This window comes from Lactobacillus bombicola (assembly GCF_900112665.1).
Taxonomy (GTDB): domain Bacteria; phylum Bacillota; class Bacilli; order Lactobacillales; family Lactobacillaceae; genus Lactobacillus; species Lactobacillus bombicola.
In genome coordinates, this window is the sequence record NZ_FOMN01000012.1 from 1 (window position 1) to 21,468 (window position 21,468).

General features: G+C 35.3%; 18 protein-coding genes, 1 CRISPR repeat array and 1 riboswitch. Of the genes, 4 read left to right on the plus strand and 14 right to left on the minus strand.

The genetic code is table 11. The features are described from left to right. Positions 1-5: 5 nt before the first annotated feature. Positions 6-1,132: a CRISPR direct-repeat array (repeat unit 29 nt; unit sequence AGGATCACCCCCACATACGTGGGGAACAC). A 29-nt stretch (positions 1,133-1,161) separates the two neighbouring features. From cas2e to BM203_RS07700, 8 genes are read right to left on the minus strand one after another with little or no spacing between them, the layout of a single operon-like run. After that, positions 1,162-2,058 carry a type I-E CRISPR-associated endoribonuclease Cas2e gene (gene cas2e / locus BM203_RS07665; protein ID WP_090094067.1) on the minus strand — a complete coding sequence of 299 codons (897 nt, stop codon included), beginning with the start codon at positions 2,056-2,058 and terminating at the stop codon, positions 1,162-1,164. After that, positions 2,055-3,008 carry a type I-E CRISPR-associated endonuclease Cas1e gene (gene cas1e / locus BM203_RS07670; RefSeq protein ID WP_090094070.1) on the minus strand — a complete coding sequence of 318 codons (954 nt, stop codon included), beginning with the start codon at positions 3,006-3,008 and terminating at the stop codon, positions 2,055-2,057. Before cas1e ends, cas2e begins: the two co-directional genes overlap by 4 nt. Next, complete coding sequence (gene cas6e / locus BM203_RS07675) at positions 3,001-3,657, minus strand: type I-E CRISPR-associated protein Cas6/Cse3/CasE (protein WP_090094072.1); 657 nt, start codon at positions 3,655-3,657, stop codon at positions 3,001-3,003. The genes cas1e and cas6e overlap by 8 nt, the downstream gene beginning before the upstream one ends. A gap of 12 nt (positions 3,658-3,669) precedes the next feature. Next, positions 3,670-4,368, minus strand: a complete 699-nt coding sequence (cas5e, locus tag BM203_RS07680; protein WP_090094074.1) for a type I-E CRISPR-associated protein Cas5/CasD — start codon at positions 4,366-4,368, stop codon at positions 3,670-3,672. Further along, positions 4,349-5,458, minus strand: a complete 1,110-nt coding sequence (gene cas7e, locus BM203_RS07685; RefSeq protein WP_090094076.1) for a type I-E CRISPR-associated protein Cas7/Cse4/CasC — start codon at positions 5,456-5,458, stop codon at positions 4,349-4,351. Before cas7e ends, cas5e begins: the two co-directional genes overlap by 20 nt. 5 nt (positions 5,459-5,463) lie before the next feature. Further along, a complete protein-coding gene (gene casB, locus BM203_RS07690; RefSeq protein ID WP_090094078.1) occupies positions 5,464-6,060 on the minus strand; it encodes a type I-E CRISPR-associated protein Cse2/CasB in 597 nt (198 codons plus the stop codon). Positions 6,061-6,069: 9 nt separating this feature from the next. Continuing rightward, positions 6,070-7,782, minus strand: coding sequence for a type I-E CRISPR-associated protein Cse1/CasA (locus tag BM203_RS07695; RefSeq protein WP_090094080.1), 1,713 nt, complete (start codon positions 7,780-7,782; stop codon positions 6,070-6,072). Continuing rightward, positions 7,775-10,513, minus strand: coding sequence for a CRISPR-associated helicase/endonuclease Cas3 (locus BM203_RS07700; protein WP_090094082.1), 2,739 nt, complete (start codon positions 10,511-10,513; stop codon positions 7,775-7,777). Before BM203_RS07700 ends, BM203_RS07695 begins: the two co-directional genes overlap by 8 nt. Positions 10,514-11,163: 650 nt before the next feature. Between BM203_RS07700 and BM203_RS07705 the strand changes: the two genes are divergently transcribed. Continuing rightward, positions 11,164-12,654: an SLAP domain-containing protein gene (locus BM203_RS07705; protein WP_090094084.1), complete on the plus strand. Its 1,491-nt coding sequence runs from the start codon at positions 11,164-11,166 to the stop codon at positions 12,652-12,654. A 58-nt stretch (positions 12,655-12,712) separates the two neighbouring features. On the opposite strand, the gene BM203_RS07710 is transcribed toward BM203_RS07705, so the two are convergent. The 4 genes from BM203_RS07710 to BM203_RS07725 all read right to left on the minus strand — a co-directional run bounded on the left by BM203_RS07710 (position 12,713) and on the right by BM203_RS07725 (position 16,283). Beyond that, complete coding sequence (locus BM203_RS07710; protein WP_090094086.1) at positions 12,713-14,539, minus strand: BspA family leucine-rich repeat surface protein; 1,827 nt, start codon at positions 14,537-14,539, stop codon at positions 12,713-12,715. A 44-nt stretch (positions 14,540-14,583) separates the two neighbouring features. Then, positions 14,584-15,501, minus strand: a complete 918-nt coding sequence (locus BM203_RS07715) for an HNH endonuclease (protein WP_090094088.1) — start codon at positions 15,499-15,501, stop codon at positions 14,584-14,586. A 122-nt stretch (positions 15,502-15,623) separates the two neighbouring features. Next, positions 15,624-15,764 (minus strand): hypothetical protein, encoded by a 141-nt coding sequence (locus BM203_RS07720; protein ID WP_090094091.1) that lies wholly within the window; start codon positions 15,762-15,764, stop codon positions 15,624-15,626. Between the two features lie 156 nt (positions 15,765-15,920). Further along, positions 15,921-16,283 carry an iron-sulfur cluster biosynthesis family protein gene (locus BM203_RS07725; protein WP_090094092.1) on the minus strand — a complete coding sequence of 121 codons (363 nt, stop codon included), beginning with the start codon at positions 16,281-16,283 and terminating at the stop codon, positions 15,921-15,923. A gap of 184 nt (positions 16,284-16,467) precedes the next feature. Between BM203_RS07725 and BM203_RS07730 the strand changes: the two genes are divergently transcribed. From BM203_RS07730 to htpX, 3 genes are all read left to right on the plus strand, one after another. Next, positions 16,468-17,568 (plus strand): SLC13 family permease, encoded by a 1,101-nt coding sequence (locus BM203_RS07730; protein ID WP_090094094.1) that lies wholly within the window; start codon positions 16,468-16,470, stop codon positions 17,566-17,568. 92 nt (positions 17,569-17,660) lie between these two features. Continuing rightward, the gene (locus tag BM203_RS07735; protein ID WP_090094095.1) at positions 17,661-18,221 is read left to right on the plus strand and encodes a LemA family protein; all 561 of its coding nucleotides are present in this window, start codon (positions 17,661-17,663) and stop codon (positions 18,219-18,221) included. 16 nt (positions 18,222-18,237) lie between these two features. After that, positions 18,238-19,134: a zinc metalloprotease HtpX gene (gene htpX, locus BM203_RS07740; protein ID WP_090094097.1), complete on the plus strand. Its 897-nt coding sequence runs from the start codon at positions 18,238-18,240 to the stop codon at positions 19,132-19,134. Between the two features lie 49 nt (positions 19,135-19,183). Here htpX and BM203_RS07745 read toward each other — a convergent pair whose 3' ends face one another. Both BM203_RS07745 and BM203_RS07750 read right to left on the minus strand, forming a co-directional pair. Next, entirely contained in the window at positions 19,184-20,107 is a 924-nt protein-coding gene (locus tag BM203_RS07745; protein WP_199692564.1) for a MucBP domain-containing protein, read from the minus strand. 176 nt (positions 20,108-20,283) lie between these two features. Further along, entirely contained in the window at positions 20,284-21,213 is a 930-nt protein-coding gene (locus tag BM203_RS07750; protein ID WP_090094098.1) for a helix-turn-helix transcriptional regulator, read from the minus strand. A gap of 138 nt (positions 21,214-21,351) precedes the next feature. Beyond that, positions 21,352-21,441: riboswitch (TPP riboswitch) on the plus strand. Positions 21,442-21,468 lie beyond the last annotated feature (27 nt).

Below are 21,468 nucleotides of genomic sequence, written 5' to 3' on the forward strand. Positions count from 1 at the left end.
AAAATAGGATCACCCCCACATACGTGGGGAACACTTATTCCTTTCTTTGGAATATCTTGTTCAACCAGGATCACCCCCACATACGTGGGGAACACACATCATCAGCAGTACCTTGACCACGTAAAATAGGATCACCCCCACATACGTGGGGAACACTTATTCCTTTCTTTGGAATATCTTGTTCAACCAGGATCACCCCCACATACGTGGGGAACACACATCATCAGCAGTACCTTGACCACGTAAAATAGGATCACCCCCACATACGTGGGGAACACTTATTCCTTTCTTTGGAATATCTTGTTCAACCAGGATCACCCCCACATACGTGGGGAACACACATCATCAGCAGTACCTTGACCACGTAAAATAGGATCACCCCCACATACGTGGGGAACACCAGCAATTGATTTTGCCAAACCAGCATTGATAAGGATCACCCCCACATACGTGGGGAACACAAATACTTAGATACAAAGGCAGCACTTACGAAGGGATCACCCCACATACGTGGGGAACACTCAACTGCTTGCTCAGGTAGAGCAACATCACGAGGATCACCCCCACATACGTGGGGAACACCCCCCCAAATTTAACTCCTGTAAACTAGGCTGAGGATCACCCCCACATACGTGGGGAACACTTCTTTTAAAGCTTTATCTAAAGCAGTGGTTTTAGGATCACCCCCACATACGTGGGGAACACTAGGCATGCCAATCTTAAAAAAATAATCATATAGGATCACCCCCACATACGTGGGGAACACAAATTCCAGCCATCGGCTTGACTCCACAGGTAGGGATCACCCCCACATACGTGGGGAACACAGGATTATTAGTTTTAATTTGTTCGATACTTTGGGATCACCCCCACATACGTGGGGAACACTCATTTCTTTACCTTTGTCCTCCAATCTTTTTAGGATCACCCCCACATACGTGGGGAACACTGAGTCAACATTAACTCAGCCTTGCTCCAGTAAGGATCACCCCCACATACGTGGGGAACACCTAGATATCATCTATGATTTTGATGGTGTTCAAGGATCACCCCCACATACGTGGGGAACACTCGTTGGACTCATTAGCACCACGGGCACTACGGGGATCACCCCCACATACGTGGGGAACACAGTAAAAGATCCTTATTATACCCTTATTTTTAAACTTTGATATTGCCATTTTCCATTAGTTTATATAACAACTGCAACGTAGCCTTAGCATCAGATAGTGCATTATGTGGCTTGGAATTCTTAATATTATAAAAATCTAAAATAGTTGCCAAACGATAATTATCAATAAATTTTTCTGCTTTTTTAACTACAGATAATAAATCTAAAGTTTCATTATCCGGTTCTTTTAAATTTACAGATCTATAGCCGGACATGAGAAAGGATAAATCAAACTGTAAATTATAGCCAATAATCGTGGCAGAACTAATAAACTCAGTTAGTTCTCTAAGAGCTCTATCTAAAGTAACCCCCTCTTTTTTCAATAATTCTAATGTTATGTCGGTTAATTCAGTTATCGTCTTTGGCACCGCAGTATCAACTTTAATTAATCTATAAAAACTATCATACTTTTTATCATTAATTTTTTTAACTGCTCCAATAGAAATAATTTGATTTTTATCTGGGTTTAGACCTGTTGTTTCGACATCAAGGGAGACAAAGTGTTTATTGGTTTTAGTTACTCTTGGCTTTTCAGACTTTTGTGCCACCATTCTAGCACGATGAAATTTAGCCGCATTGCTAAACCCATGTTTTTCAAAACCTGATACAGCAGTAGAATTAAGATGCATCATTAATGGAATGCCATCGAAATCAACAACTTTATACATTTTTCGTGTTGTCTTAATCTGATAACCTAATTCATTATTTGTATTATAAACCATTGTAGCTTCGCCATTGCCTATATTTTGAACTACTCTGTCCCATAGTAAATCACGAATTCTTGCACTCACATTGCCCACATAAACTCCAGTTTGAATTTCTTGATACCACTTAGTTAAATCTCCTCTCAAGGATGCTGGTACTTTGGTTAAAGTAATCACTATCATGTGTCATCTTCCTGATCTAGTTCATGATATTGAACCCCGAATTTTTGTAAGCCTAATTTGTCATCCCAAAGATTTATAACATCAATATTATTAATCTCATCAGTTACATTCAAAAGATTTTGTAAATCTTTTACCATTCTTACCAGTAATTTACCATCTGTAAATGCATCCCGCATTGCCAATCTTGTTTTTGCAGCGATATCTTTATCATTGCCATATTTGGCCGTAATTTTAAACGCTACTGGAATTGAAAAATCTGCCTTGTACAGATCAGCAAAGTCATACACAAATGCTAAGTCGTGTCCCGTATGCACAAAACCTAAACCAGCAGAAGCACCCATTGCTACAATAACACTATAGCTTAAACCATACAAAGCCTGGTGCGCTTCTGTTAAAGCTTTATTAATTGGTGTCCCAGCTTCAAAATTATCAGGATTATATTCTCTTCTGGTCCATAAAACTCCCGTTGCCTTGGATTGCTCACGATAAATTTTTCGTACTCTACTGCCCTCTTTACCTCGCAATTCCTGCATCGTTAATCTTGATACATCTTCATTAGGGAAACGCATTTGATACATTTTTCGAGCTACTGCAACTCTTGATCGTGTATTAGAAACTAATTTTGCTTGTGCTTCAAGAAGTCTTGATGAATGATTCAAAGAACGCCCGTGAGCATATTGCCTTACACCTCGTTCTCCTACCCAAACAACAGCCATACCAGCAGTACCAATTAATTCCATGGCACGGTGTGTAATATCTACCCCAGGTCCGAGCATTAAGACACTCACGATTGCTGCGGGAACAAAAGCTGTTCCGCGACTATCAGTTATCATGAGTGCACTATCCTGCCGATTCAGCTTTGCATGTTCAAAATAAAGAAAAGTTAATCGATCCTTTACTCTCGCTAGCTCAGGTAAATCAGGTTTTCTGGCACCAAACTTTTCAGTCATTATTTATCCTTGGTATCACTGTCATCAAACCCATTCCAAATGCTTTTTCACGGCCAATGCCCTTTATTAATGCCTGTTTAAATTGATCTGCATCTTCTACACGTAACCGACCTTCAAAAGTTACTCTGCTAAGTCGCAGTCTACGTCCACTTCTATAAGATAATAATGGCCAATCGCGACTAACAATATCAAAAGTCGATTTATCAGTTGTAGTTCCCAATTGAAAACCTAATTTTTGAGAACGCTCAATTAACCATTTTCGCTGATAATCTACCGTAATATGCGGAACAACTCGTCCCTGCTTTATACCTGGTTGAAGCACAGTATGAGTAGGATTAGCCGTTAATCTAAATTGCAGTAGTTGTCCCTGTTTTATGCTATTAAGCAGGCAATCATAGCTCTTAATCATGACTGTATCATGAACACCATAGCGTAAAAGTTGTCGTTTGTCAGGCATATTTTCACTTAATAATAATAGGTACTTTTTGCCTTGTAGCTGATCAATTCGCCATAAATGCCGTAATTTTTTGCCATTGTTAATTTCATCAGGAAAACTTTGCTCTACCCAATTGTGAAAAGCAGAAAGCTGCGTTAAATCTTTCGTTTTTTGCCGATTAGCAACATCAATTTCAACTCTTGATAAATACATTTCTGCTCCTTTCTATAACGGCGACAGCGCATCATGCTGCGTATTTTGCTTAAAAAGCGGATTACGTAATTCAACCTGTGTTGTGGCAATAGGGCGCGACTTATACTGACGCGCTTTTGAATCAAGTGAAAGTACGTGATCCTTGACCAAACTTGTTCTGTTAGTAGACAGCAGATTAGCATCAGCAACGACTTGAATTTTTATCAATTCATCAGCACTATGTCTTCTTTGATACCAATTAGAAGCCTGCCAAGGTAAAGCTTTTAATGCCGTAACAGGATCTTTATCAGGAAATTCAGTTATCTGTAATACTCCTGCTGGTGAATTTGCACGACGTCCTAAAAATAAGGCATAACGAGGATGCTTTAAAGCATATTTAATGCAGTCAATATCGTCTGGGCCTCCACCAATTGCCACCACAAAAACAGCATCTTGGAGATATTCGCGATAGGTAATTTTTCGTGTACCAGTTTTCCATTCAACGGTTTGAAAATCCGTTAATATTTTACCTGGCTGGTCAATTCTGACAACAAACTGTAACTTATTTAATTCTTGAATTCGCTTATCATCACGGCTATATCCTAAAGCGGCAGCAATCATGCCGACTATTGCACTTTTTGAAGGATAGTCACCTGATGTACGTCTTTCAAAGGTTGCTTCATTGCCATAAGACTGCAATGGTGCTGTTAATCTAATTGTTAATGTTTTCATCTGCTATTGCCTTTGTTAAAGCGGTAGTAATCTGCTCAATTAACTCAGTCAACTTACCAACTTGATTGAATTCTTTATCTTTTGCTAAGTCAACTTGCGATAATGTGATGTTAAATAAGGGTTCATCGACTAGTTGGTTAGCAGACTTATACGCATTTTGCAATTTTTCAATTGATTTTTTGACATAACCATTTTGCGTGGTAACTGGTTCTTCAAATGCTGATACTAAGTTTACAGGCGTGTCAGTACGTAAAGTCAGCATAATATAATTTGGCAAGGTCTTGTTAGCAAAGGTATTTTGCTTTCCCGTCGGCATTGCCAAAATAAAGGCTTTAATAAACGCTGCGATGCTTTCAAGAGCATCTTTTTGGTCAAGATTCTTAATTAAGTCTTTAACATTAATGTTGGCATAGCGATACAAAGTAGCCGAATCATATTCAATCGTCCCCAGCATTGCCGCACCGTTTGTATCATCTGCTTGTAAGTCATCAAGGGCGGTAAAGTAATCATATTCTGGCACAATTTCGTGAGTTGAGATTACATGCGCTACTTGAGCTGATGCATCAACATTTAGCTCCGGATTATCTGCCACCATACGACCAAACAAGGCTAAATCTAATGAATTATCTTCCTTGAAAATTTGCTTGATTGCTTGTTTATCATCTTTATTGTCAATTTTATCATGATTAAGAGCATATTCTGCTAATTTATTAATCTGTCCCGGACTAACAAATAACAAAGCACCAGTTGCCATTTTACCAGTATCTTTATCTTTTTTAACTTTAATACCAGCAGCAGTCAAAATAGCAACAGCTTTATCCATAGCCGTTTTTTCATCTAGACTAGTGTCTAATTTTTGGATTTGCTTTGCTAGATATCCAGCAATTTCTTTGGTTCTAGTTCCAACAGTGACCTTTTCTTTTTTAAAGTAATTGCGCATTGCTCTTTTCCAGCTTTGAGATGAAACACGAGCACGTGTAACTCCACCATAAAACGCTGTTTTAGGTGCGCCGGTATCATCACGGTTAATATTGGATGATGGTACTGTCTGGAGCACATTAAGATCTAAAAATAAATTCTTTTCATTCATTATAATTACTTCCCTTCACTTAAATCATTATTATGGCCAAAATATTCTTCACCCCATGCTAATCTGACCTCATTAGCACAATGATAATTCCATTGAAATTTATATAAATCCTGCGCCAGCAAGGGAAAATCAATCTCTAATGCCTTATTATCATTACTCTTTAGTATTTCTACTAGATGAACTAAAGAATTCAATACGCTGTCAATATTTGTTGTTGCTAGCAGCACCTGTACACGCCGATCTAATGCTTGTTTTACTTTCTCGTCTTGTCTTAGTTTGGCAAGCGCCGTAAATAAGCTAACACCAGCCGATGAGTTTTCTTCTTTTATTGAAACAAACTTATCCTGGCCCTGTTGAAAAATCGCATAAAAACGTATAGCAGCATAAATAGCAACTTCACCTGCTGTTGGTTTACCATTTTGACTCAAGTATTTGTGGGGTAAATAATCCATTATGATTGGCCAGGCCTTTTGTGCCTTAGGACTAGTAAGCTTAGAAGCCCCCCTTAATGCCGCCAGAGTTGCTTTATCAAGATCACCATTATTATAAAGCCGCTCAATAATTTTATTAGCTACTGCTTTAATTTTATAATCATCTGCCATAAATTATTTCTACCTACCTTTCTTTAAATCTAAATTCACATTAAATTTAAATTGATCCATGAGTATAAAAATATTTTGTAACCCATGTTCGGTAATGATACCTTTGATATCTCGAGATGAACTAGTATCAACTACTTTTTGCCCTTCATTAAAAGCGTAATTGCGTAATTGGTTTTGCCAAGCAATTATTTTCGGGTCACGTTCGTCTTCATCAGTTAAGCTGGCTAGCCAATTTTTAAATGGTTCATTCAAACCATAATAAAATTGTGTACTTAATTGGTTAGCAAATCCTGTAAGACTATCTTTTTGAAATCCACGCATTTTACCAAGATTACGGGCAAATATCCAAAAATCCTGCCCAATTTTCTGGGTAAGATCAATTACTTGTTCGATTCTGGCCGGCCAATAGTAAACGTTATTTGTATCAAATAAAACATCGATATTAATACTCATATCATCATAAAGCTCTGCAGTTGGCGACTGCGATGTTGCATTGCCATCATCAATTAAGTCGATTGATACTAAAGTTAGCAATCTATTGCGGGTAATTATCTGATTTTCTTTAAGTAGCCGCAGCCACTTAATAACGCCAGGTTCTTGGGTATCATTAGCGGTCTGAACATTGACATAATTACTAAAATTACGCCACATTGACTTGCTTAAAGTCTTTAAGTTTCTAACTGCTGGTCGATATTTACCCGTTTTGTCGTCTTGACGCCAGACAGTCATTGGTTCAATAAAAGCATTGGTACTATCAATTTTGGGTAATCCTGCACTAAAAATTGTTACTTGCCCATCTTCGCTCCACTCAAAATGCAAAACTCGCGCCCAGCTCGTATAAAGTTCTGCAAGATTATCGGGCAGGTCCCCTGTTTGCCGCTCAGAAATATACGCTTTGGCACTGGCAAATTCCCAGACAGGTCTTTCTAAAGCAATTTTTTGTTCACCTTGATTATACAGAACCAAGTTAAGCATTAATGTCTCAAAAACAGTTTTACCGCTAACCAAAACTGGATTTAACTTATAAAGCCAACCGGGAGAAACAGAAAATTTTTCACTAGCATTAATTTTAGTTTTATCAGTTACCCCAGTGTAGTTCTGATAGGTAATAACCCACCGAACTAATTCATCAATTGGCATTTCATTTTTATATTCACCAGCTTTGGGTGAGAACAAGGCAGGCGAATTATTACTTTCAGAAACTCGTCGATTAATTTGTTTAATTGCTACCGTGCCTTTACCCTTAGCTACTGCCTTATTTGCTGGCACCAAACTGTCGTATTCCTCTTTGGTTGCTTGGTAAAAAGGATGCTTACCAAAAAAATCAAACCGATCTGAATAGCCTTTTAAGTACTCAATTACCAAATCAGAAAATTGTCCCTTTTGGTATAATTCGTACCAAGTTGTTAATGTATCTTCCTCGATTTCCTCTTCGTCATAATCTTCATCAAATTTAGCGTCAGAGCCAAATTGATCAGTACCTTTGATTAACCAATCATATAGCTGACCAGCTGCATCAAAGCGTGAATAAACTGTTGTTAAAATTGCTAATAATAAGCGCATAATTGCTAAATCTTGGACACGCATCTCTCCTGCTAATTGTCGATATTGATGTGCATTTTTAAATAAGTCTATTAACGAAACCTTTAATTCTTGATTGGTGTCGCTAACAATTACCTTAATCCAAGGATCAGTAGTCAAATTAAATTTTCTTTCACTCATGGTCGTCCCCCTTTGTATAACTTAAGCCTAACTTTTTAGAATACTGTATATTCCACTTACCAACCTTAGCCGACAGCTTATCATCTAATAGGAGTACTAAGGCTCCATTTAGCCAAACACTGTTATTCCAATTATCATGATACGGCTTAGTTCTGTTCTCAAGTTCATTAATTATTTGCTCAGTTTCTTTTGGGTATGTAGTTAAGGCTGCTGGTAATCTGATTACTTGTTCAGCAATTTCATAATCTGGTACTGCATCTAACTTACGCCCATCTAATAGGAAATCGCCCTGAGAGGTATGTTTAATTAAGACTACCTCAATTGTTTCTTGAATATCACGCACAGTAGCACTTGCCTTTTGCTCATCCTTATCAACATTTCCTTGTTTGCGATCAAGCCAAGCATGAATTGATTTTTTCATGGGTCTACCAATTTGAAAATCCCTGGCACTATTTTCTTTAGTTTCATTATAATTATCAAAATCGGCTTTATATGTTTGAATTCCGTTAATCTCAGCATCTGTTTCAGTGTCATAAACTTTTTGGACAAGATTGGATATATCATTAGGTAAAGTAATCTGGTTCTTTAAAAAATAATCGGTCTTCAGCAATAAATACTGGTGATAGATACTTTGATTAGCCTTGCCATAATCACCCAAACAATTAATTCCCATCACAAATAACTGTGGCGTTGCTAGTAACTTGGGCCGTTTAATGTTGTGCCGGTGCAACCGTCCTGCACGTTGCAAAAGTAAGTCCATCGGGGCAATATCGGTATAAAGAACATCAAAGTCAATATCAAGTGATTGCTCTAACACCTGTGTTCCGATTACAACCAATTTTTTAGGGCGCACAGCATTTTTCCCAATTGCTTGTTGCAATCTTTCTTCCTGCTTGCCCCGCTCGGCTGCTAAAAATGCAGAATGAAGCACGAAGTATTTGGTTCCCTTTTGCTCCAATACTTTAGCAAGTGCTTGCGCCCGCTTAACCGTATTTACAATTATTCCGGCAACTCCGCCGCCGTTTATTTTGTCTAGAACATGATCGATCAGTTCTTCATCAGCTAAATTAAGTCTGGTCACCTGCAATTTTTGCTGCTTCTGATCACTTTGCCCGGAAAAATCAGAAAATTGCTTTAATTGCCCATTATCTAAAATGCTGAGCAGCGGATAAGCTTGCGTTTTTTCCCAATCGGCTGGCCCTTTAAAATTACGCTTATATTTTGTACCATACTTTCCGCCTAAATAGGCTTTAATTAATTTTTGCCTTTTTTCGTGCGGTAGCGTTGCCGACAAAATCACCAGTGGTACATGATAAGCCCCCAGCCAAGTAATCGCCTTAAGTAAATACTGGCTCATATAAGTATCATAAGCATGGACTTCATCAATAATCACTACTTTACCGCTAAAACCCAGATGCTTTAAGAAAAGGTGGCGCTGCTTTAGCGCCATTGACAGCAAGTTATCAATTGTTCCAACTGTAAACTTAGTTAAAATTGATTTTTTTCCTGAAAACCACGAATTAATTGTTACAGCCCCTGATGTGTCAACATTTTCCGCATCCGGCAATTGTCTATACGCTTTATTAAATTGTGCCTTACTATGCATTAATTTAATCGGAAAATTTTCTTTTTGCTTTTCAGCTAATTTTTCTATCCATTGATCAACCCGGTTAAACATGGCATTACTTGTAGCTTGTGTTGGCAAGCCGATAAAGACGCCATCTTCTTTACAAAGATAGGCTAATTGTTCCGCCGCCACTAAGGCCAGTTCTGTTTTACCCAAACCCATTGGAGCTTCAACAATGATCATTTCTGGATCTATAGTTTCACCAATTGCTTTTGTTGCTACTTTTTGGACAGGACGTGCGTTAAACCCCCAGCGTTCTTGATATGGATCCGTCATTTTATTTATTTTTTGCGGTTGCCATGTACCATTTAATAACCAATTATGCATTGCCTTCGTAAACCGCTGCTCCATATCCAAATCAGCCCATGATTGTTCCAGACTGATTAAGGGAAAGAGTTCCTTCCCATTTCTGGTATATTCACTTGAAGCTAACCAATCGGCTGTAATAAGCAAGCCCTCTAAAATAACTGCTTCTGGCTGAGTAATCGTAGGAATCTCGCTAACATCACTGTAACCGGAACGTACTAAAGCATAATCAAATAACTCTCGTTGTACCTGCTTCCACGGCTGTTTCAAAGTTTCATCTTGATCGCTTTGATAATAATTTGATGTATTGGTAGTCAAATCATCACTTGGCGAACCAGTTTCAGGCTTTCCATGATGACCACCAATTAAAGCTGCAACCGTGTCAGGAACTTGAAACTCCAGTAAAAGGGCTTCTCCAGCTCTATTATGAGGTGATAGATTGCGTGAAGCCAATTCCAACTGATCCAATTTAGAAAAACCACTTCTAACTAAATTTTCGATTAAATCGTTATCTAAAGTCTGAGCTCGATCATATGATTCTTTAGTTTGAAAAGCCGGTGTAGCCTTGCCAATGTCGTGGGTAAATCCCAAAAACTTAATCAATTTATGAATTTCCTCATCAGTCAAGTTTTGGGTTAAAAATTCTTGTTGTCCTTGGCTAAGCCATTGATTATAGAGAAAATTAATAACCTTTTGGGTATCAGTTAAATGGGCAACTAAGGGCAACCACAACGGCTGACCATTTTCAACCTTCTTCTTACCCCATAAAGACAAACACAGCTTAGATAGCTTTTTCATTTCACTTAATCCATTTCTTATTTTTAATCATTACACTTTCTTGTATAAAACATATAGTATGATATGCATATCAACATAAAATAATTTTATTATTAATTAGAAAGCGTTGTCAATATTATTTACAACATAAATATTAATTTGCCTTATTTTATAAGTAATTCCATTAAAACAATTTAATCATATTATGAAGAAGCAATCAGAAAATATAGTAACTTTTATAATAACAAAAGACTCAAATGAAACTTAAAAGGACTGACCTCGATTGCATATCGAAAATCAGTCCTAAATTAAAATTTAATAATTGATTCTAATTTTGGCCTCCATATCATTTGAGAGCAATGAACCTCTGTCTTTTTAAATTTCATTAGCTCTACAACAAAAAATAAAGGTGTTGCATTAGCAGTTGAATTAACTGATCAAAAAATTATGCAGCAAAAACAGCAATTACATAATAGCCGAGATAAAAGTTGATAGTTGATCAGCTTAAAAGATTTCTGATACTTCTAACGAAAAAAATCACCAGAAAACCTAGTGGTCAAAGTTATTCCTACAGATGATATAATATCTTCAAACTTGTTTATTTATGCACTAAATATACTATAATACAATTAAATACATCAATTTAATTATCATTTGAAAAGAGGTTACTAATGAAAATTACGAAAAAATTTAGTATTGGATTTTCTGTCGTTGCTCTGATTGCAAGTCACTTTTTAGTAAATATTAATCAACCACAAGCCATACAAGCAGCAAAACAAGTATCTAAAGGGAAAATCACTTTTATCAAAAATGATTATCTTTATGACAAATTTGGCCATAAAATTAAAGTCAAAAGGAACACATCACCTGATCCCTTTACTACCGATCATCAAGGTTACAAAATAATTTATACCTATGAAGATTCAGACTTTAGTTACTATGCAATAAACAAAATTAACGGTCAAAAATACTATAATCTTGGCGGTGGCAATTACGTCAACGCTGCAGTTGTTAAGGACGTCAACCAAAAAGATACTAAAAAAGGTAAGCTTGTATTGGCAAACAAGTCATTAATTTATACTGCCAAGGGTAAACCTACCGGACAGAGTCTTGCGCAAAATGCAATTGTTACTTATTATGGCAAAGTCAGACCAACCACAACGATGCCTAAATATTTCTTTTATGATGAAGATCTTAATAAGCAAAAACAAATATTTTATTTACCGACTAAAACGATTAATAATAAGCAATATTATGCTTTAGGACAAAATCGTTATCTTCGTGCAGATAATATTGCTAGTATCGATGGTCATATTGCTCGGTATAACGGGGTTAGCTCAGCGACTCTCCTTGCGACAGCCAAAACAAGTACGCTTTCTCAACATCAAACCAATCATCTCCTTAAAAAAGGACAAAAAATCAAAATTGATCTTGCTGTTATTCCTCGCTATTTAGATGGCTTTGAGGGATATATCTATCGGCTACACGATTATCCCGACGAATACATTGATGAAGCAGATATTACTTTTAGAAATGACTTACCAATTATTGACTATACAGCATTAGCTTTTAACCCCGTTACCCCAGTAACAGGAAATTCTATTAAGCTCTTTGATTTTACAGGTAATCCTAGTGGTATAAGCATTCAAACTACAAACAATAACTCAATTTTAATAGATGGTCTCTTTTATCTCTGGCTACCTAATGAACACAAAGCCTCATTATTTTACCATTTCCTTAACTATGATAATCCCAAATTAATTAATGACCAAACACAACAACCACTGAAACAGAATGATTTACCAAATAATGTAGCAGCGGCTAACTATAGTAACTATTTTATCAAAGCCAGTGATGTTCAGTTTAATAACCAAAATAAACTACAAGTTCAAAACACAAAACAGCAAGCTCAAAATGATCAAGTTATTGCAACCAACGCTGATAAAAGTGAGCTACAAAAATTATTTATGAGTTTTGAAAATACTAATAAGGTAATTACCCAATATAGTGATTTAAAAGCTAATTATCGTAATGCTTTAACTAATTCTTCCCAAGTTTTACGTTCAAACAAGGCAACAATTGCCCAAGTTAATGAAGCAACTTGGCTGTTAGAAACTACCAGCAAGCAATTAATTTCATTGGATTTCCCATTAGGTGATTAGGATTACTTAAATAACAAAAATAGGTTAACTTCTAGTAAGTTAACCTATTTTTCTTTAATTATTTAATTCCTAGGTGTTTAGCAAAACTTGGTTTTTTACCGTTATACATCACATAGATTGCCACTGGACTTTTTTGAGCCGAATGATTATACAACCTAAAAAGTTGCTCTGCTGTATATTTTTTCCCCTGAGGGTGATTGAGCTTTCCTTTACCTACTGCTTGAATATGCTTAAAACTTTGTCCCACACCTGAACTCTTACGCAAACGATAATGACCCAATTTAACTGCAAAGCCATTTGGATTCCCTGCATGATCTAAAATGTTACTATTATGGATGTTAAAGTGACTCAAATCAATACCAGCTAACTTATAGTCATACTGAAACATTAGTGTAGAGTCATTTAATTTGGGAGTATGAAAACCACTGAGATCAACGTAAACTAACTGGGGACAATGCCTAAACATACTGCTCATTGTGGTTACCTTTCGGGTATTCCACCCCCTTAAATTTACACTTTCAAGCTTAGAATCATATTCAAATAAATCATCCATGATTTGGACTTGATTGGTCTTAAAGTTGTGCAAGTCTAAATCAACCAGATTTGTATCTTTTCTAAACATTGCCTGCATATTAGTTAATCTACTAGTATCAAAATGGCTTAAATCTAAGCTAGTTAAAGCCGGATCAGCTTCAAACATATAATGCATATCAGTTACTTTAGACGTATCTAAGCCGCTGAGATTTAAGTGATTCAAAGCGGTATCATTTGTAAACATATAGGACATATCAGTAACATTAGATGTATCTAAATGGTTTAAGTCAAAGCTAGTTAAGTTTGTATTATATGAAAACATCCCTGACATATTAGTAACGTGACTAGTATCAAGGTGGCTCAAATCAAGACTATTTACGCAAGAATGTGCAAACATATCGCGCATATTAGTCACATGACTAGTATCAAGATTATTTAAAACAATCTGTGCATATTTAGTAGCAGCAAATAATTCCGACATATCAGTTACTTTACTAGTATTAAAGTGACTACTTAAAGTGAATTTTTCACCTAAAGCTCCAGTGCCTTGAAACATACCTCTCATACTTGTTAAGCTATTAGTATCAAAATGGCTTAAATCAAGATTAGCAATTCTACTACAGGCAAACATATTGCTCATATTGGTTACATTTCTGGTATCTAAATGACTTAGATCAAGGTTAGTAATTCCACTATAGGCAAACATATTGCTCATATTGGTTACATTTCTGGTATCTAAATGACTTAGATCAAGATTATTCAGTCTTCTAGTTTGAAGAAACATACCAGACATATCTGTAACATTTTTGGTATCTAAATGACTTAGATCAAGATTAGTAATTCCACTATAGGCAAACATATTGCTCATATTGGTTACATTTTTGGTATCAAAATGATTCAAGTCAAGACTAGTTAAATTTAGATCATTACCGAAAAGACTTGCCATATTGGTTGTCGCATTTGTATCCACTTTATTTAATCCGCTAATGGCCTTTAGACTAGTTAAATTAGCAAATTTGTTTGCCACATTAGCAGGTAACCCTATCTGACCGTCAAAATTAAGATACTCAATTTCATTTGCCCACGACAACTCTTTGGTAAGCGGAATAGATGATAATTGACCATTTTCAATAGTCAATGTTTTGGTAACTACATCATAATTCCAGTTGCAGTCACCATCTTTTCCAGTCCAAATTCCCAATCCTAAGCTCGGATTACTTACTACTGTTTCTAGTGCTTTAGCTGATCCTTGAACAGTTACAGCAGACTCCACGATACTAGCTAATAAAGCAAACATTATTCCTAACTTAACTAGTTTTGAAAAATGACCTCTTATCTTTTTAAATTTCATTATTAAACTCCCCTTCCTATATCTCAATTATAATATTTGATCACTTAAATGATATCCTCTTTAGCATTCTCCTTTAATAACTTCCAGCCAACATTAAAGTGTTGCTCACGCAATTGGCGCAATTCAGTATAATCACTACTTAAACTATCAATCGCATCTTGTAATTTTTTATTTTGCTTTCGCATTTGCGTTAATTCCGAATCGTTAACAACACCTTTAAGGTGCATTGTGGCAGCTATACTGCGCCTTCTTTGTTCAAATTCACCGCTAAAGGTTGCTAGAGCATTTTCATACTTAACTAATTTTTGATTAAGTTGGGCAATTTGTGCATTTAACTTGATAAAAAGTTCATAGGGCATATTAGATTTAATTCGATTGCATTCCTGACAAGACAAGATCAAATTGTCAAAATCATTATTATGTGATAAAGATACTGGATGCTTGTGGTCCACGCTATGCCCTCGCCGGCCGCAATATTGACAGCGATAATGGTATTTAGCCCGGATACGTTCACGATCAATAAAGTCGACTTCATTTAACTTAAAATCAACATTTAGCCCTAATTTATTTAAATTTTCAGCAAAAGTAAGATTTAATTGTGGAATAAATTCAATTTTCCCCACCTCACTAGCGATGAGCGCTTGATTAAACTCTTGCCGACTAAGTTGTTGCTGTGCTAATTCATTACTATCATAATCTTGAATAAAAGACTCGTAACGCTTACGCTTATCTTTTGAATGCACTAAAAAATTCAGTTCTTGATCTTCATTATCGCGACCAACAAACCCATAGAGCAAACCCTGAGCAAAAATAGCAATTGGTACATTACCAAAGTCCGCAGCTTTTGCTCCACGTTGAAGACATTGATCACAAATACTAGTTAATTGCAGCTTATTTGCTTCTTGGTACTTGAAATGATTGGAATTAAGTCGCAAACCGCAGGCGCTACATTGAAATTTCACTTTAAGATATCTCCTTTAAGGCAAATAATGTCATTAATCTTAGCTCCATTTTAACCAACTTATGGCTATAAAAAAAGGTGGATTACAAATGTAATCCACCCTTTTAGTTTATTTAGCGCACACTACTTATTTTCGTCTGCCTTAGCCTTGTTCAAGAAAGCAACAACTGCTGCCACATGAGCAACGCGCTTTTTACCATTCTTCTTGTTTTTAGGTCTTTGGTTTGGTTCACAACCAGTGTTGTAATTTTCACCTTTACGCATAGTACTATACTTCCTTTCAGATTTCCGAAAATCTTTTACAGTTTACCACGAAAAGCCTAATCAAGCAAGGTTTGTCGCCAAGTATACTATGAATCAGTGTGTGACTAGTTAGTTATATATAAAAAAGCAGCCAGTGACTGTCCTTTATATTACTTATTAGTTATTTTTACTTACATTAATTGTAACAGCACCATCGATTACACCACTATCATCAGCCAAACTTAATGCTGCATCCTTTTGACTGACAATTAATCCTCCATCCAAATATTGCAACTCAGCTGAACTAGTATACATATCTAAGTCAGCATTATTGTCTACTTTAATTGGAAAATCTGGATCTGGTTGATTTAAAATTACAAATTGAAAATTTGCACCGATTGTACAACTACCGCCAATATCCGAATATTTATTGGAGCCGTCATTAAGTGCTAAAAGCACCACCTGCCCAGCAGCTTGTGCCTTTATTTTATCAGCTGCTTCAGGCTTAATATTGATTTTAATTGATTTAGAGTTATCCATATTATCTTCCTCCTAATCCTTAATCATTTTCCCAAGTATAGGCTATCTTTTAACTGGAAGTCAAAGTTTATGTTTATGTACACCCATTTACTAATGAAAAGTTTTTATTGCGAACAAAGAAAAAAAGGCTCAAAATGTATATAGCAATATGATAGATGATTATAACTGTGAAAGGGGACATTTTATGTCCATCTTAAAAAAGATTTTTAGTGATAGAATCTTACAAATTACTATCGTGGTAACGATTATAAGTCTTTTCTTTGCTAGACCACGTTTAGAAGATATTAATTTACATACCATATTTTCTATCGCTACAATGCTAATCATCATTCAAATTTACGCTTACTTACATGTACTCGACGTCTTAGCGTATAAGTTGACTAGCATAACTGACAACATGAAAAAGTTAAACACATTGTTTACACTGCTTTCGATTATTTCTGGTATGTTTTTAGGTAACGATATTACTGCATTAACTCTAATTCCGTTATACTTAAATATTGCTAAAAGATGTGATTTACCGCAGATTTTACCAGTAACCCTAATCGGAATGGGCGCAAATATTGGAGCTGCTTTTACTCCTTGGGGTAACCCCCATAATATTTTTTTAGTTAGTAAATATTCGGTTAATGCAATTGAGTTCTTTTCTTGGTCATTACCTTATCTACTAGCTGCGTTAATAATTACCTTTGTTATTCTATATTTTATTCCCAAAACAAAAATACCAATGCAAAGTGCTAAACAAATTAATATTAGTATTCGGCCAACTGTAATTACTACAGCTGTATTTGCGCTATTCTTTTTAGGTGTTTTTAAAGTTATTAACATTATTATTCCGATGGTTGTCGCAATTATACTTGCTTTAATAATTAATCCAAAAATCCTACTAAAACTTGATTATGCACTACTTTTAACTTTTACGTGCTTTTTTATTTTTATCAGTGACATCCAACAAATTCCTTTAGTTGTTACCTTAATTCACACAATGATTAATTCAGAAAGTTCAACTTACTTTATATCAATTTTATCTAGTCAAATAATCAGTAACGTCCCAGCTACTATATTAGTTGGTAAATTCACACCATATGCTAAAGCATTATTTTTAGGATCAAATATTGGGGGCTTTGGGTCACCAATTGGCTCTATGGCAAATATGCTAGTTTTGAAAACATTTACACAAAACGCAACTGTTTCTCGCAGTGAATTTTTCAAAAAATGGTCTATTATGCAATTTATTAGTTTAATTATTCTTACAATTGTTGGTTGGATACTACTAATAGTTTAAGAAAATCTTCTTAACCCTTGGATTTAACTTATTATTATTAAAATTAGATATAGTAAGTTATAATTAATAATAACTTATTAGGAGGAAAAATAATGTTCAATTTAACTTTAATTGCTATTATTGTCATCATATTACTAATTGCAATTTATATTACACTTTATAACGGCTTACAAAAAGCCAAAGTCTATACTGAAGAATCCTGGAGTCAAATTGATGTCCAATTAAAACGGCGTAATGACTTAATCCCTAACTTAGTCGAAACAACTAAGGGGTACGCTAAACATGAACAAGAAACATTAGAACGCGTTGTTCAGTTGCGAAATCAATTAACTAATATACCGAGTGATGATCACGCTCAAACAATGAAGGTTTCAAATCAAATTTCAGATTCGTTAAAAACAATTTTTGCATTATCCGAAAACTATCCTGACCTAAAGGCAAATCAAAATTTCTTGAAGTTACAGGAAGAATTAACTAATACTGAAAATAAAATTTCTTATTCCAGACAACTTTATAATTCATCTGCTGCATCATATGACCAAAAACTCTTGACTTTCCCATCAAATATTGTTGCAAAAATACATGGATTCCAAAAAGTTGCTTACTTGCAAACAAATGAAACTGAAAAAGAAGTACCTAAAGTAAAATTTTAAACGATAGGTTAGTGTTATGCTATTTGAACAAATCGCTCGCAACAAACGAAAAACAATAGTTATTATGACTTTGTTTATAATTATTTTAGCTTTAGTAGGCGCTGGTTTAGGCTATATTTTCGGTAATCGCCCGCTTTTAGGTTTGATTGTTGCCATTATCTTTAGCGTTATTTATATGCTAATTGTCTTACCTAATCCAGCCAATATGGTTATGAGCCTCAACCATGCGCAAGAAATAGATGAACAAAGTAATCCCCAATTATGGCATATTGTTCAAGATATGGCTTTAGTTGGTCGTGTACCAATGCCACGTGTTTTTATTATAAATGATCAAAGTCCTAATGCCTTTGCGACAGGCCGTGATCCCAATCATTCAGCAGTTGCAGTTACACAAGGGCTACTGGATATGATGAATCGTGAAGAACTAGAAGGCGTTTTAGGTCACGAAATTTCGCATATTCGAAATTACGATATCATGGTTTCTACTATTGCAGCTGTCTTAGTTGGTGTTATCTCTTTTCTATCAGGAATAGCCAGTAGATACATCTGGTGGATTGATGACGATGACCATGATAATAACGATAGCAACAATAGTTTGAACTTGATTTTTAAAGTTATTGCTATCTTGTTTGTCTTAATCCTCGGACCCATTTGTGCGAGTTTAGCCCAAATGGCATTGTCGCGAAACCGTGAATATTTAGCTGATGCTTCATCAGTAGAATTAACGCGGAATCCACAAGGTTTAATTTCTGCACTTAAAAAAATTGAAAATTCAGAGCCTATGAAAAAAGCAGATCCAAGTAGTGCCGGAATGTATATTGAAAATCCTCTGCATCAACAGCATGGATTGACACATTTATTTGACACTCATCCCCCAACAGCAGATCGAATTGTTCGTTTAGAAAAAATGTAATTATAAAAAGGCACCTTTTTAAAAGGGTGCCTTTTAAATAACTATAAAGTTAATTTTTCTTCTTAGACTTAAGACTAGTTAAACTAATCCCAGTTAGTAATAAAACAATTCCCGCTACTAAAAGTGATAACTGGGATTGCTTATTTATACCAGTTTGCGGCAACTTGCCTGCAGAGTGATCGTTATTGGGATCATTAAGTCCCTTACCCCTAGTAGAATTGCTTGTAATCTTAGTCTTACTATCAGTCGGTTTTTTACCAGTCGGTAAACAATTTTGAGAATGTCCCTGCTGCTTATTACTCGACTTATCGTCTTTTGGGGGAACTACAGATTCATTATCCGTAGAATTAGTTTGTCCGTTCTTAGTATAAATATAAGTTACAATCTGTTCTACACTATCAAAAAATCCAACGGCATTAGTCGGTCGTGTCTTAAGTGTATAACCTGGAATTTCTTTAGCAGTTGAAATATAACCATCACCCAGATTTCCACTTAAAACTTCTTCAGTGGCAAGTGTGTTGCCATCTTCAGCTTGATATTTTACTATGACATTTGCACCTTTAATTGGTTCGCGTTTATCAACTACCGTATCTTTAGTATAAGTTAAAATTAAAATTCCATCTGCAACAGGAGTTGTAATTTCAATTAAATTATCTTTAGAATCGATTGGCTTATCAGCATATTGAGCTGACTTAAATGTATAACCTGGAATTTGGGGTACTTTAATTTTAGATGTTGAAATTACCTCATCCTTGAACGATTCAATTGGATTACCCTTATCATCTTGATATTTTACCTTAACTGAATTAGTAGCAGTAACACCATCGTATACAGCTACAGCCTGTTTGGGGCTAGATGGCAAGGAAGCTGCTGCAACTTTAGTATTAGCAGTTAAAAAACTTAGCATTATAAAGGTAACAGCTCCCAATATTATTTTTTTACCATCTTTAAAAATGCCTTTTCTTTTGCTCATATCTTGTGTCCTTTCGGCTACACCTATGTGATTTGAATTTAAAGTCATTAACAAACAATTATGCTATAAATATAACTTTGAAAGCGATTGTAGCATATGTATCCAGCAAGCAGAAGTTTATATATATATATATATATATATCATAACAATAGTTATATAATAAAATTAACATCCCGCTATTTTAAGTTGATATTCGCCTGTCTAAATAATTCCGTCCGCATTTGAACTGGCGTTTCATGATAATACTCGTTAAATTTTTTATAAAAAAAAGATTTACCACTATATCCTACTTGAGCAATAATATCTCTAACCGAAATATCGGGGCGTGCTAGTAAAGTACGTGCTTCCTGCATGCGTCTTTCATCAACATGCTCAACAAAACTTTTTCCAGTCTTTTGCTTAACTAAAGTTGAAAAATAATTAGGATTTAAACCAAAATGCTTTGCAGTTTGTTCCAAAGTAATATGAGCAAAGTTTTCATCAATATATTGATCTAGAGCTGTCTCAGCAAATTCATAGTTAACCAGTGGTAGAGCTGATAGCTTTTGATTTCTAATCGTTGTTAAAAATGCCATCATTAATTCTGCACTAATCATTTCACTAGTAAACAAATTTTGGTTTAAATATTCATCAACGATTCTTCTCATCAGTTGGGTGGGTTTGGCTAATTTTGAATTTTTTAAATATAACAACCGCTCCGTCTTAAGAGATAACTTTATTTGGCTAACTATTGTCTGCTCGTCATCATTAAATTTAGCTATAGCATTGAGAAAATTTAAATGATTAGTAAATTCAAATTTAACGATTATATCTTCTTTAGTTTGCCGAGGAACATCATATTCACATTTTGGTTCTAAAAAAACGCTATTTCCTGTTGCTAAACGAATATTTTTTCCATTGATTTTTATGTTTATTGTTCCTGCCACCATAAAAATAATAGTTTGACGAGCAGTTTGATAGCGATGTAGACCAGTATTATGATTTTCAAGATAAATCGTAAATAGATCAAAAGTGCTATTAACTGGTTTGAGACATACCTCATTTGTATCAGTACTTGTTGCTTGTAAAACACTCGCTAAATATTGTTCCAGCCTAGCTGCTGTCATACCTTCACCTTCTCAATGATTTTATATTATACTTTAATTATATATCAAAAGATTTGTTACTTATAAATTTTTAAAGCAAAAAAGTTTACTTTAATATCATGATCAAGATAGACAGCAAACCATCTTTTAGGTATAATGAGACTGATATTGGGGTGCCGATAAGGCTGAGAACATACCCACTGAACCTGCATGGATAATGCCAACGAAGGGAAAATCACTTGAATTTTACGTCATCTGGTATGAAACCATGATGAC

Excerpts from the sequence above, each read along its gene's own strand:
- cas2e (WP_090094067.1), bottom strand. The coding sequence starts at position 2,058 with ATGATAGTGATTACTTTAACCAAAGTACCAGCATCCTTGAGAGGAGAT.
- cas1e (WP_090094070.1), bottom strand. The coding sequence starts at position 3,008 with ATGACTGAAAAGTTTGGTGCCAGAAAACCTGATTTACCTGAGCTAGCG.
- cas6e (WP_090094072.1), bottom strand. The coding sequence starts at position 3,657 with ATGTATTTATCAAGAGTTGAAATTGATGTTGCTAATCGGCAAAAAACG.
- cas5e (WP_090094074.1), bottom strand. The coding sequence starts at position 4,368 with ATGAAAACATTAACAATTAGATTAACAGCACCATTGCAGTCTTATGGC.
- cas7e (WP_090094076.1), bottom strand. The coding sequence starts at position 5,458 with ATGAATGAAAAGAATTTATTTTTAGATCTTAATGTGCTCCAGACAGTA.
- casB (WP_090094078.1), bottom strand. The coding sequence starts at position 6,060 with ATGGCAGATGATTATAAAATTAAAGCAGTAGCTAATAAAATTATTGAG.
- BM203_RS07695 (WP_090094080.1), bottom strand. The coding sequence starts at position 7,782 with ATGAGTGAAAGAAAATTTAATTTGACTACTGATCCTTGGATTAAGGTA.
- BM203_RS07700 (WP_090094082.1), bottom strand. The coding sequence starts at position 10,513 with ATGAAAAAGCTATCTAAGCTGTGTTTGTCTTTATGGGGTAAGAAGAAG.
- BM203_RS07705 (WP_090094084.1), top strand. The coding sequence starts at position 11,164 with ATGAAAATTACGAAAAAATTTAGTATTGGATTTTCTGTCGTTGCTCTG.
- BM203_RS07710 (WP_090094086.1), bottom strand. The coding sequence starts at position 14,539 with ATGAAATTTAAAAAGATAAGAGGTCATTTTTCAAAACTAGTTAAGTTA.
- BM203_RS07720 (WP_090094091.1), bottom strand. The coding sequence starts at position 15,764 with ATGCGTAAAGGTGAAAATTACAACACTGGTTGTGAACCAAACCAAAGA.
- BM203_RS07725 (WP_090094092.1), bottom strand. The coding sequence starts at position 16,283 with ATGGATAACTCTAAATCAATTAAAATCAATATTAAGCCTGAAGCAGCT.
- BM203_RS07730 (WP_090094094.1), top strand. The coding sequence starts at position 16,468 with ATGTCCATCTTAAAAAAGATTTTTAGTGATAGAATCTTACAAATTACT.
- BM203_RS07735 (WP_090094095.1), top strand. The coding sequence starts at position 17,661 with ATGTTCAATTTAACTTTAATTGCTATTATTGTCATCATATTACTAATT.
- htpX (WP_090094097.1), top strand. The coding sequence starts at position 18,238 with ATGCTATTTGAACAAATCGCTCGCAACAAACGAAAAACAATAGTTATT.
- BM203_RS07745 (WP_199692564.1), bottom strand. The coding sequence starts at position 20,107 with ATGAGCAAAAGAAAAGGCATTTTTAAAGATGGTAAAAAAATAATATTG.
- BM203_RS07750 (WP_090094098.1), bottom strand. The coding sequence starts at position 21,213 with ATGACAGCAGCTAGGCTGGAACAATATTTAGCGAGTGTTTTACAAGCA.